We start from the raw sequence: 13,294 nt of genomic DNA, 5'->3' as shown, positions 1-13,294 counted from the left end.
CTCACTATTAATTAAATATATTCATATTGTACACCCTCGATTCTTAAGTTAGTGTTAATTTGGCTGTTAATGTTCATTTGTCTTTGAATAATTCTGCTTGACGTGTTTTTTGGAAGCGTAGAAAATTAGGTCAAGAAGCCGGAGTATTTATGAGGTGCATAAAAAGAGCACTCATCTTTTTGGCTGTTATAACTTTAATAATAATAGCTTTACTATTTAGGTATAATTCCCATTTTCACGAAGACGTAGTGCACTTAAAGAGTGACAACAAAGAATTCAAAAAAAAGCCAGAAAATTCTATAGAGTCGACCATACTACATAGAGAAAAGGAAGTGTACGATCATGTTTTCCATCCTGATGATTAATTTGTAAATAAAATAGCAATTTATGTTTGCATTTTCTTATTAAAGAAGTAATATTAGCGTATTAATTATAGAATCAATCATTATGTTTGATGAGAATAATCCTTGGAATCTGGGAAAGAAACCGGTAGGGAACAAAACTCCTAATAATGAAGATATTTTAAGTAAAGCTGTATCTGATGTAAGGTTCTTTCTTAATGGATTAACCAGAAACAGGGGCAAAAAACCTTATTTCATCATTTTCATTATTTTACTGTTCTATGCTTGCACTGGCTTTTATATTGTCCATCCTAGTGAGGAAAGTATAGAACTTACCTTTGGTAAATATTCTAATACAGAAACACCTGGTTTGCGTTATCACTTTCCCTACCCTATTGGCAAGGTTTTTAAAGTGAATGTTAAGGAAGTAAATCGTGAAGAAATTGGGGTAAGTAATTCTTATGGGCGAGACACAGATCGCGGTGAAGGTGTGATGCTAACTGGAGATGAAAATATAGTCAACGTTAACTTCGAGGTTCAGTGGCGCGTTAGAGATGCTAAGGACTATTTATTCAAAGTGCGGGATTACAAACCCGGTTTCAGTGTTAAAAATGCTGCTGAAAGTGCCATGAGAGAAATAATAGGTAAAAACACGATCTCTTTTGCACTTGGTCAAGGCAGACCAGAAATTTCTAGAGATACTAGAATTCTATTGCAGCAGATTCTTGATGGATACCAAATGGGCATAGAGATTTTATCTGTTCAAATGAAAAAAATTGATCCACCAGAAAAAGTAATCAGTTCGTTTAGAGATGTACAAAGTGCTCGTGCAGACAAAGAGCGTACTATAAACGAAGCATACGCTTATAATAATGATATTATACCTCGAGCAAAGGGTGAAGCGATAAAGATAAAATTAGATGCAGAGGCATATGAGAATGAAGTAATAAATGAAGCAAAAGGTAATGCAAATCGCTTTTTATCTCTTTATGAGGAATATAGACAGAATCCTTCTCTCGTTAAGAATCGTATTTATCTTGAAACTATGGAAAATATTTTCAGTAAGGTAGACAAAGTTGTTGTAACTGATGATCTGAAAGGTATGTTTTCTTATTTACCTCTTACAAATTTAGGGAAATAACCATGAGTAGTAATATTAAAATTGTTTTTGTTTCTGTATTTGTTGTTTTATTGATTGTTTTATTTAATTCAATATTTGTTGTGCAAGAAACAAAGCAAGCGATAGTTATACAACTCGGTAAAGTTGTAAGAGATGTTATGGAAAGTGGCTTATATTTTAAGTTACCATTCATAAACAGTGTAGAGTTTCTTGATAAAAGAGTTTTAGATTTAAGTCCTGATAAGATCCCAAGGGAAGTGATAACAGCGGATCAAAAACGTATTATAGTAGATGCGTATGCAAAATATAAAATAACAAATCCTGTTACTTTTTACCAGGCTGTGAGGAATGAATCAGGGCTGGTTAGAAGATTGTATCCGGTTATAGAAGCACACATAAGAGAAAATATAGGCAGATTTTCGTTGATTAGTTTGTTGAACGAAAAAAGATCAGAGGTTATGCAATTGATTCAGCGTGGAGTTTATTCTGAAGCTGAAAAATTTGGCATAGAAATAATAGACGTAAGAATTAAGAGAGCAGATTTACCAGAAGAAAATAGTTCTGCAATATTTCGCCGTATGCAAACTGAAAGGGAAAAAGAAGCAAAAGAAATTAGAGCAGAAGGAGAGCAAGCTGGGCAGGAAGTTAGATCAAAAGCTGATAAATTAAAAAGGGAAATTATCTCCAGTGCAGTAAAAGAATCATATGAAATAAGGGGCCGTGGTTATGCTGAAGCAACTAGAATTTATAATGAGGCATTTAAGGTTGATGAAGAGTTTTTTAACTTTTATCGCTCTATGAGCGCTTACAGTAAATCATTTGCCGAAAATAATACTAAATTTGTACTTTCACCAAACAATAACTTTTTAGATATTTTAAACAAAGGATGGAAATAATTTATGAAAAGTAAGGCATTTATTTTATCTATATTTGCATATTTTCTAATTGCGTTTTCTTCATACGCTAATATGTTTGATTGGAATGCAAAAAAGGTCGTTGATGCTAGCACTACTGCATGTAACTGTAATCAAGGACTTGCCGATTTAGTGGAAGAACTCATTCCTGCGGTTGTAAATATTTCAAGCGAACAAATAATCAAACAAGAAAGTAACAATAGAACTAAAATCCCTTTTATGCCAAGAAATAATTTCTTTGATGATTTTAGAGAATTTTTTGAGCATTTTGATCAGTTTTTTATGGATAGGGGCCCTAGTGTTAACAGAGAGGTGGTGCTGCTTGGTTCTGGGTTTATTATAGATAAAGGTGGAAGTATAGTAACCAATTATCACGTTATTAAAAATGCCCAAGATATCACAGTTACTATGAACGATAATACTTATTTCAAAGCAGAAGTTTTAGGCTATGATGCAAGAACTGATCTTGCTGTGCTTAAGGTTCATTCTAATAAAGATCTTCCTTTTGTTGCATTTAGTAATTCTGATACAGCAAGGGTTGGCGATACAGTGATTGCAATAGGTAACCCATTTGGTTTGGGTAGCTCTGTAAGCACAGGAATTATATCTGCAAGGTCCAGAGACATTAGTATCGGCACTATGAATGAATTTATTCAAACTGATGCTGCAATTAATAGAGGCAACTCTGGAGGGCCATTATTTGATTTAAATGGAAAAGTTATAGGCATTAACACCGCTATCTATTCCCCATCTGAGTCTGGCGGTAACGTGGGTATAGGCTTTGCTATACCATCTAATTTAGCTATGTCAATTATTGACACATTAAAAAGTGGCAAAAAAATAAAACATGGTTGGCTTGGTGTGCAAGTTCAGCCTATAACGAAAGAATTTGCTGAGTCTTTGGGTTTAAAAGATACAAAAGGTGCACTGGTTGCAAGTATAGTAAAGGATAGCCCTGCAGAAAAAGGTGGAATTAAGGTGGGTGACATATTATTAGAATTTGATGATAAAAAAATTGATAGAATGACACAACTGCCTCAAATGGTTTCAAGAACTGAACCTGGAAAAAAAGTACAAATTAAGTTACTTAGAAAGGGCAAAGAGGTCAATATTAAGGTTGTGATTGAAGAATCTGCAAATGATGGTCAAGGTAATAATCAAGAAGAAAATAAATCAACATCCGATTACATAACTGGTTTAACTGTTTCAAACCTGCCAAAAGAATCAAAAGAAAGTAATCCTATAAAAGGTGTGATAGTTATTAATGTAGATAGTAACAGTAATGCCACGCTGCGTGGTATTAAAAAAGGAGACATTATTATCCAATTAGATGGAACCGATATAGAAAATACTAATGATTTTCAAAAACAAGTTGATTCAGCAGTAAAGAAAAACGGTAAAGATTCAATAATGTTGCTCATTTACCGCAATGGAAATCAGTTTTTTACTTCAATAAAGTTAAAGAAATAGCACTTTTCGTAGGTTATTTACTAAATTCACAAAGCAGTAGCGTTTGCCATTATAGCTACTTCAATCTTATCAAATAAATCAAATCTACATTAGATTTATTGCATAACCATATATAAAAACCAAAGGATGTCATTCCAGTGTCAGCTACTTGTAAGAACATTTACTAAAATATACACATGAACAAAATCAACTTCCTAAAATTCATTGAACTGTGCTTTCAAACGGTGGTGCCGGGATGTGAGTATAATGATTATCAGTACATAAAAGTCATAGAAGACAGGCTGAAAGCAGCGAATGCTGGCGAAGTAAGGCGCATAATATTCAATATGCCTCCGCGTTCAATGAAGTCCATGTGCATAAGCGTTGCGTGGCCCGCATGGATACTGGGAAATCAGCCAACCGCAAGAATAATAGTTGCAAGTTATTCTCGGCTGCTCAGCGAAAAGCACTCGCTTGACACCAGGTGCGTAATGCAATCGGATTGGTATAAAGAGCTGTTTCCAGAGGTAAAATTATCCAAAGACCAGAACACTAAATATAAATTCCAAACAGTGCAGAGAGGATACAGAATCGCAACATCAGTTGGAGGGACGTTAACAGGTGAAGGTGGTGATCTTATTATTGTGGATGATCCGCTTAACCCTGCTCAAGCTTTGAGTGAAACGTTTAGAAAGCGTGTTACAAACTGGTTCGATCAGACTTTAGTAACGAGACTCAACGATAGAAAAAAAGGAGTAATTGTGCTTGTGATGCATAGGCTCCACCTGGAAGACTTAACTGGGCACCTCTTATCCAAGCCAAAAAACATATGGCATCACATTTGTTTGCCAATGATTTCTGAAAATAAGGAGGTTATTTATTCAATTAATAACCATACTGGTGTCATTCCAATCCCCCCTCCTGTCATCCCAGTGCCCAGACACTGGGATCCAGAAAATTCAACCGCAAAAGACTGGATTCCAGCATCAAGTGCTGGAATGACACTACCTGCAAGAGTATTATACTCAAGAGAAGAGAATGAGTTATTATATCCCCTGGAGGGAGGAAGAGAAGAAGTTGAGATGATAAAAGTTGAACTCGGGAGTTACGCTTTTGCTGCTCAATATCAACAAAACCCCCTGCCGCTTTCAAGCGGTATAATTAAACAAGAGTGGCTAAAGCGCTATAAAAATTTCCCTGATAATCTCTCACATGTAACACAAAGCTGGGACACTGCAGTTTCAACAAACGATTCCAGCGACTTTAGCGTCTGCACCACCTGGGCAAAAATAGATAATAAATTCTATTTACTTGATGTATATCGAGCAAAGCTTGAGTATCCAAAGCTTAAAGAGCAAGTTCTGTCACTAGCTGCAAGATGGGCACCACATGCAATTTTGATCGAAGCAAAAACAAGTGGTCAGCAATTAACACAAGAGCTAAAGGCAAATAGCGATCTACCGATTATTGAAATAGTGCCACACAATGACAAACTCACTCGATTTTATCAAATTGTTCCGACTATAGAGTCTGGCAGGATTTTTCTGCCGCATCAAGCAGTATGGCTCAGCGATTTCGAGTACGAAATTTTAATGTTCCCAGAAGCCCGTTATGATGATCAGGTGGACAGTACGGTACAATATTTACAATGGATGAGAAAAATTAACACCAGTGCTTTCAGGGTCAGGGACTTTGGCCCCAACCCTAATAAAACGCTTAGATGGTTAAGGTATATCTAAAAACCTAAATTTATTTCCCCAAAGCTTCTGACATATGCTTTACCTGTTGCGGATGTTTAAGCTCTGAAGAGACACTTCCCTTATGTGGCACAGCAGGAGAAGCCGATCCAATAGAACAAAAGCCACTATCTCTATTAACTTTTTCAGAACTAAGGTTATCAGATGACGGTAATTGTGCGTTTACACATCGCATTAAGTTCTTTTCTGGACTCTCGAAAGATTTTGTTATCTCGCATTTCCCCGAAGGAGTATGCGTCAAATATAAATGCTGCTCCTCCCCAGGGGAGAAAGAGTTGGAGTCTAGCTTCTTCTGCAGCTCAGGAGAAAGAAATGGGCGTAGTTCCTTCCTCTCGTCACTAGTAAGAGGTTTTAGTCCACCTGACGCACCTTCATGCGTAGGAGAAGTCACCCCTGAGGGTGGATTACTTTTTGCTTTTATTCTAGTTGGGAATGAAAAAAATGGCTTAGACACAGATGATTTTTCAGTTACATGATACACAAGATCACTTTTACTTGAACACATCGTATCACGCTCTACGCTACGTCGCTTAAAAGGTGATAACTTTGCTAGTATCGGCATTCCTTTTTTACAGAACAAACCACCCCCATGTTTCTTCGGAGATTCACTCTCTTGTGACTGTGCTTCAGAACACTCATCACTACTTTCTCGATCACTTTTATCAGTAACTTGCTGTTTTTCAGGTTCCACACTAAAAATGCTCTCCTTACCTTTAACACTTGGAGAATCTGCAAAAACCCCAAGACTTGAGGACATTGAATCATTCCTTGTCGTAAGAAAAGAAGTCGATGATAGCAACCACCAAGTACTATTCCCTATTGACGTGCTTTCATTAGCACCTTTCCATGATAAACCACTAAATCCTGGTTCAGTAAATTGCATTGACGATATCCATTTATTTTCGGACGTGCCTTGTGATAAACAAGGGTTCGTTTGCTGAGTCTAAGCACTAGTCCCTGCTGATCCACTTTCAGCAGCACCTACCTCAGCAGCGCCTACATTATGCGGCAGCACCCCTCGCCTTGGAAAACACGACTGTGGCTCCTTTATCTCTTCAAAGGATGATCTTGGATAGCTACTTGAAGAATGTGCAACAGAATCCTTAGGTTTCGGAGGTGAATTACTATCATAACCACTGTCTGTATCTTTTTTCCTTTGGTTGGGCGGTGTTCTTAGTCCACTCGGTCCTGCATGTATAGGAGAATTTACTGTTGAGGAGAATCGACTCGAGCCACGTCTCTTAAAATTTTCAGGATCCACTGCAAATTCAAAACGTCCGTTTCTTTCACTATATGCAATTGGAGACTCCATAATTTCAGGAAGTAACTGAGCAATTCTTTCATTAGAGATAGCATAAATTGGGTTTTCAGAATTAGTAATATCTGGATCTGCAGTCTTGCCTCTGATATCACTTATAAGATTTTGATATTTTATATTAATTTTGTACACATCCTTATGCTTTAAAAATTCAAGCTGACCACTATATCTTTCTGTTAAAGGTACAAGGACAAAATCATTACCATTCTCTATTTTCTTTTTGTCTGTAAAAATATCATAATCATAAGCGTTAATTGATTTCCCTATCAATTTAAAAATAAAATCGCCAAGAACATCTTTAAAATTTTCGACTTTAGAATCTTCTATTCCTGGAGTTCTAAAATCAAATGCTACTTCCTTTTTAACATATTTTGTTACACTCTTGATTACCTTATCGCTAACGTTTTTGACGTATAACATATGATCTTTATATTCGTAAAAGTCCGAGCTCTTCAGGCCACAGTTTTCTAACCTTGAGTTAAATTCTTTAATATATGCCTGCTTAAAAAATTCAAAAGTCTCTAAATCATATTCCCTCTCAAGGTATTCATCGCTAAAAGCTATACAGTACAAATAAGGCTTACCTATTGCTCCTGTTTTAACAGTTCCTTCCATCCATTCATATGCTTCTTCCTTAGTTATCCCTACTTCTTTTTGTAGACATGCAACCACTTTCGCTCCCACAGCCCTCTCAAACTCATTAGCAAAATGAACCTTCAAGTTACGAATCACTTCATTATTTGTAGAGCCTGCAAGCTTCACTTTCACTATGCCATTACCTAAATCCTCTTTATCAGGATTAGCACCTAGAACAAATGGGAAACAGTTTAAGTTATAATATCTACTTGCTACCTCAGTTCCACCAAGATAGTGCCGCTTTATTATCTCCTCTCCTATTCCTCGCAGATATTCTTTTGTATCAGTATTACTAGCAAATAAACCAACAATCTTTTTACCTTCTACAGTAAAATTAGTATTGATCTTATTACAAGCATAATTATTTAAATTAAACGCTTTAACCAGCTCTTTTATATCCATAACTACCTCTATTAAAAATTGTTAAGAAACAACACTACTTGCTTTTGCCTTTATCTTTACTACTACCGGCACTAGTAGCACTGCTACTACCCAGTTGTGTGTTAGGCTTACTGCTTTCACGTTGCCGCTCGTAGTTTTTATACTTATCAGGACCAATCCATTCTAACCTTTCACTTGGAATCCACGAACCATCAGGTTGAGGTCCTGATTTGCTTTTTTTATCATTTGGCATATTACCCTCCAGTAAAAATATTATGTAACTAATATACTAAAAATAAATTGTAGTGCAAGTACTTTTTTTATATTTTTTAGTATAAATTTTATTCACTCTTTTTTCATAAAACTTAAGTTTTCGAGATTCCGCTAACACGTAGCGGAATGACGAGCTGTCGACATCTATCTATATACCCCTGGATTCCAGTGTCACGCACTGGAATGACAAGTCATTGGCAACCCTAAGTTCCCTACGTCATACCGCGATTCATTCGCGGTATCTCAAGCATAGATTCCGCTAACACGTAGCGGAATGACGAACTGTCGACATCTATCTATATGCCCCTGGATTCCAGTGTCACGCGCTGGAATGACAAAAAGGAAGCACTGGCTCCTGGATTCCAGTGTCACGCACTGGAATGACATGGTGAGGCGTCATCCAAGTAGCTGATGCTGGTTCCATCCAAGAGGGTGTCATCCCAGTGCCCAGACACTGGGATCCAGTTTTTTTTCCATCAAAAACACTCCCTTCTAACATAAAACCATACACTTATCAAACCTAATGTACATCCTGGATTCCAGCGTCACGGGCTACCCTCCTTTGTCATCACAAATAACCCATAGGTGTCATCCAGTACTGGGATCCGGTGTTCTTTATCACATAAGTAGCTAGCACTAGCTATCTCGATAGTGTATTACCATTTCCTCTTGCTGCACGTTCATTCAATACATCAGTAACTTTTGACTTAGGATTTTCTTTAGCATCACTTGCAGAACTACGCTGAGCAGCACTAGATTTTCCATTATCAGTAGTTCCTGATGGAGCTTGCCAAGTATCAATTGGATAATCGTGTTTAATAGTGGCAGATTCTTTTCTTTGAGTGTTCCTTTCAGCAACTTTTTTTGCAAGCTTAGCGTAAGGGTCATACGTTTCCTGCTTATTAGTAGATTTGATTCCTTCCTTGTTAACACTATTAACATTACCATTTAGACGGCTTTCTGCGCAACTAGCAGACCCGCTTTTCTTCTCTTTATTATTGTTTCCTTGTTCATCAGCGGGCCGTCTAGCAGACTTGTTTTCCTTTCCATTATCAAGCTTGTTTCCTTGTCCATTAGTGGGCGGCGTGGTTCCTCTTCCATTAACACTAGTATTTGGACACCTTTCTTCAAAATTAACATACTCGCTTGGCTTAGAATCAAGTTTTATCCCACTTGCCACAGGCTTCTTCTCTGGAACTTTCGGTGGACACACCTCTTTCTTCGGTTCCGCTTTTTCCTTTTCTTTGTCCACTTTTTCTGGTTTTTGTGAATTTTCATGAGATTTTCTTTCAAGCTCAGTAATACGCAATAGATGTTTCAAAGGATCTGACACAATTTCAAGTTCTGGCTTGCTCAGAACAACCGGCCTTACAAATCCGGGTGAAACTTCAAAAAGGGAAACTGGCACTTTAGGTTTTTCTCTTTCATCCACTTTTATTTCTTCACGAACTTCTTTATTTTCTTCCTTTAATGATGTTTTTTCTGCTTTTTTATCTTCTGCTTTAGTTGTTTCTTCTGTAGATGCCTCTACTATAGCTGCTAGCTCAATTCCAAAAATCTCTGCGAACATTGTAATAATCCATCCGGTAACGGCGAGCTGTAACTTGAGTTTCAGATCCTGCAAAAATTGTAGACGTTCGAGCACCCTTGCAAGCTCCTCTTCTGATAACTCACCACTGCCCAATTTCTCCTGCAATTCTTTTATCTCTTTGTCCAACATCTGATCGAAACTTAAATCGTGTGCAAAAATCTTCTTGATTAACTCCTTAAGCTTCTCATGCAAAAACTTCATTATCGCAGCAATCAGGTTTTTTTCTTTCTTCTCCTTGAGCATTTGGTAGATTTTCGGATCATCTACATCTACTTCAAAGAGGTTGAAGAGAGGTTCAAAGAAACTCCAGAAATCTCCGAGTGGTTTTTCACAATCGAAGTAGCCCCCGTCAACATCTTCGATATGTAGCTCTGCTTGAGATGATATTTCATCGATACAACTAGAAGCCTGACGCTCACACTCGAGCCTTCTGAGCAAATCTTGTCTGTCAAGCTTCTCTATGGCTGCTTTCAGTTCATTTAACTTCTGCTCCGCAGAGAAATCTTGCTCCCTGATTTTTCCTTGGAAGATTGAGCTATCGTTTTCGTTATTATCTGAAAAATTTTCCATTATTTTTGTCCCCTCAATAAAATTACTGTCTTTATTGTTACCTGAAAAGCTTTCCATCATTTTTACTCTCTTCATAAAACTTAATAATTTAATTCTATAGTACTAAACATTTAAGAAGTGTTAACGTAAAGATATCAATAAAAATTATTTATATTTTTACACTATGTATATTATATCATACGCCATTTAACCTTTCAATAATATTTTTTATTCTTGCTGCTTTTTCAAGCTCTAGCATGCGCTTTCCTTCTTATTAATGTTCACTTTTGCCTCTACCAACACTTTTTCTTGTAAAGTATTTGATATAAGTTTTATTATACTCTCTAGCATAACTTGTGCAACATATTGTATTCAGAGTGTATTGAACGAGCCTGAAAGGCTGATAAACGAGTATCAACAAAGACTGTCAGAAAGCAAAGATAAAGCTACGTTAGATATATCTTAGCCACTTAAGTAGGGTTGGGCCTGACCCTGAAAGCACTGGTGTTAGTTTTTCTCATCCATTGTAAATATTGTACCGTACTGTCCACCTGATCATCATAACGGGCTTCTGGGAACATTAAAATTTCGTACTCAAAGCCATACCGCTTGGTGCGGCAAAATAACCCTGCCAAATCGGAACAATTTTGAGTGAGCTTATTATTGTGTGGCACAATTTCAATAATGGGTAGATCGCTATTTGCCTTTAGCTCTTGTGTTAATTTGCTGCGAACAAGCTTGCGTAACATCAGTACGTGGAACATCCTTAATAGTCTCGATTGACTCTGTAGGTACATTACCATTTTTCTTAAAACCTTTCTCTTCTATAGCTTCCAGAACACTTTTTCCTCCCAAAAGACAGTTTTCTCCTAAACTTTTCTTCTCAGCTTTTAACTTGTTAAGCCTTTCTTCACTCTCATCATCAATTTCTACTTCTATTTTATTACTATCTTTCTCACTAGGACTTAGATAAATATTAATCTCTCCTGCCTCAGTGATAAAAGACATTTTAATGCTACTTTCTAAGACATCTGTGTAATTTCTTTTTCCATCTTTTGTACCTTCAACTCTTACTATACTCTCCCCAACTTGAAGTATGCCGACTTTTAAATTTAAATCTTCAGCTTTGTTAAAGATTTTCACAGGTTCAATAATACTATCTTGTGAATATTTCACATAAAAACATACATTATCTATGTCTACCTCTTCTGGCTCCCCCTTTTGAGCTTGTCTATCTCTGCCTACAATACTTTCATATGCTATACTCTTTAGCTTGTCTTTAGTTTCTTTATATTTCTTAGAGAGATCATTTATATAATTAGATCCATAATTTTGTGCTAGCTCAGTATTACCGGAGAAAAATTTTTGTCTTGCTTTCCCACCTTTTAACAATAACTTGTTAGTGATGCTTTCTATGATGCCTGAAACTTTATCTTCGTTGCCGTCGTCTTGGTCGGCGATACTATCAGACTGCCTTTCACGCGCTCTGGTTTCATCGCGTGGTTTCACACGATTATTAAGAACACCTTCTATTTCTTCAAGTATTAAACTTGTTACAGTTTCTTTATCACCATTGTCATTTTCATTACCATTATTACAACTTGAATTCAACCTTATTCCTTTCTTCAAGTACTCATTTACTATTTTCTCAATACTTTCTAGAATACTTTCTTCAGATTCTTGTTTATTTTGTGCTGTTATACCTCTTATCTTCTCACAAAAATCTTTAATTAGCCCCTCTTCGCTTGTAGTTAATGGTATTTCTAGCTTCATCGAAAGTAAGTCTTCTAGAAAAAGATGATCACTTGAACTACAGCTCGAATCCTCGTCTTTCCGGTCACAATCACTCGGTTCAGTAGAAATTATTTTATTATCGTCACCGGAGCTATACCCTGGATCATCACGAAGTGTCTGATCATCATTGTGCTTGTTAGGGTAATTACTAGAGTTATTTGTCAAATTCCCTTTATCTTTAGTAGGAACTGTTTTATTATCATCACCGGAGCCATTCCCTTCATTTTTACGAGAATCATCTGAATAATAGCCCTGATCCTTGTCTGGATCCGGATCACTTAATTTAGTACAAGTTGTTTCATCATTAGAACTACAACCTAAATCCTTCAAAGCTTGAAGGCAGTTATGTTCAGTAACATATTCAAATGGAGTCTTTCCACTTTGATCTTGCACATTTCGATCAGCTCCTGCTTTTAAAAGAAATCCTATACCGTCAGTATCGTTACGTTCAGCAACGTAATGTAACAGAGTTTTTCCATCTTGGTTTTGTACATTTGGATTAGCTCTTGCTTGTAGAAGAAACATTATACGTTGAATATAATCATTTAATATACCTCTATCGATTGCTAACCAACCTAAAATATCAGATAATCTTTTATCTAAGTAATGTGACAGAGTTTTTCCATATCGGTTTTGTGTATCTCGATTAGCTCCTGCTCCTAGAAGAAATATTATATGTTGAGCATAATTATCTAATAGACTTCTATCGATTGCTAACTCATTTAAAATGTCACGTAATTTTTCACTTGAGTAATCTGACAGAGTTTTTTCACCTTGGGTTCCTGTTGTATTTGGATCAGCTCCTGCTTGTAGAAGAAACATTATATATCGAGTATAATTGGAATTATCTAATAGATCGCTATTGCTTGCTAACTCATTTAAAATGTCACGTAATTTTTCACTTGAGTAATCTGACAGAGTTTTTTCACCTTGGGTTCCTGTTGTATTTGGATCAGCTCCTGCTCCTAGAAGAAACATTATATGTTGAATATAACCGGGATTATCTAATAGATTGATATCCTGTTCTAACTTATCTAAAATGTCACGTAATTGTTCATTTAATCCCTTGCTTGGTACCCCACCATTCATATTCTATAACCATTACTCACTAATTCTTTAGTGATTACCGTAATACATAGGTAAGTCAATAAAAAAATACACCTTTCCTTCT

General features: G+C 36.4%; 11 protein-coding genes. 5 read left to right on the top strand and 6 right to left on the bottom strand.

The features are described from left to right. Window positions 1-149 precede the first annotated feature (149 nt). The 5 genes from ACFZP3_RS03835 (at window position 150) to terL (ending at window position 5,563) form a co-directional block, all read left to right on the top strand. Entirely contained in the window at window positions 150-365 is a 216-nt protein-coding gene (locus ACFZP3_RS03835; RefSeq protein ID WP_264687826.1) for a hypothetical protein, read from the top strand. Between the two features lie 82 nt (window positions 366-447). Further along, window positions 448-1,482, top strand: coding sequence for an FtsH protease activity modulator HflK (hflK, locus tag ACFZP3_RS03830; protein ID WP_264687825.1), 1,035 nt, complete (start codon window positions 448-450; stop codon window positions 1,480-1,482). Window positions 1,483-1,484: 2 nt separating this feature from the next. Next, the gene (hflC, locus tag ACFZP3_RS03825; RefSeq protein ID WP_386086879.1) at window positions 1,485-2,357 is read left to right on the top strand and encodes a protease modulator HflC; all 873 of its coding nucleotides are present in this window, start codon (window positions 1,485-1,487) and stop codon (window positions 2,355-2,357) included. A 3-nt stretch (window positions 2,358-2,360) separates the two neighbouring features. After that, entirely contained in the window at window positions 2,361-3,845 is a 1,485-nt protein-coding gene (locus ACFZP3_RS03820; protein WP_386086878.1) for a DegQ family serine endoprotease, read from the top strand. A 176-nt stretch (window positions 3,846-4,021) separates the two neighbouring features. Beyond that, entirely contained in the window at window positions 4,022-5,563 is a 1,542-nt protein-coding gene (terL, locus tag ACFZP3_RS03815; protein ID WP_386086877.1) for a phage terminase large subunit, read from the top strand. 10 nt (window positions 5,564-5,573) lie between these two features. On the opposite strand, the gene ACFZP3_RS03810 is transcribed toward terL, so the two are convergent. The 6 genes from ACFZP3_RS03810 to ACFZP3_RS03785 form a co-directional block, all read right to left on the bottom strand. Next, a complete protein-coding gene (locus ACFZP3_RS03810) occupies window positions 5,574-6,464 on the bottom strand; it encodes a hypothetical protein (protein ID WP_386086876.1) in 891 nt (296 codons plus the stop codon). Window positions 6,465-6,524: 60 nt separating this feature from the next. Next, window positions 6,525-7,937, bottom strand: a complete 1,413-nt coding sequence (locus ACFZP3_RS03805) for a hypothetical protein (protein WP_386086875.1) — start codon at window positions 7,935-7,937, stop codon at window positions 6,525-6,527. Window positions 7,938-7,971: 34 nt separating this feature from the next. Continuing rightward, window positions 7,972-8,169: a hypothetical protein gene (locus ACFZP3_RS03800; RefSeq protein WP_253309710.1), complete on the bottom strand. Its 198-nt coding sequence runs from the start codon at window positions 8,167-8,169 to the stop codon at window positions 7,972-7,974. A gap of 339 nt (window positions 8,170-8,508) precedes the next feature. Further along, window positions 8,509-8,688: a hypothetical protein gene (locus ACFZP3_RS03795; RefSeq protein ID WP_264687821.1), complete on the bottom strand. Its 180-nt coding sequence runs from the start codon at window positions 8,686-8,688 to the stop codon at window positions 8,509-8,511. 141 nt (window positions 8,689-8,829) lie between these two features. After that, window positions 8,830-10,425, bottom strand: coding sequence for a hypothetical protein (locus ACFZP3_RS03790; RefSeq protein ID WP_386086874.1), 1,596 nt, complete (start codon window positions 10,423-10,425; stop codon window positions 8,830-8,832). Between the two features lie 600 nt (window positions 10,426-11,025). Continuing rightward, on the bottom strand, window positions 11,026-13,212 hold the full coding sequence (locus ACFZP3_RS03785; protein WP_386086873.1) for an ankyrin repeat domain-containing protein: 2,187 nt from the start codon (window positions 13,210-13,212) through the stop codon (window positions 11,026-11,028). Window positions 13,213-13,294 lie beyond the last annotated feature (82 nt).

The organism is Wolbachia endosymbiont (group A) of Norellia spinipes (genome assembly GCF_964273535.1).
This window is presented reverse-complemented; position numbering and strand designations above follow the sequence as displayed.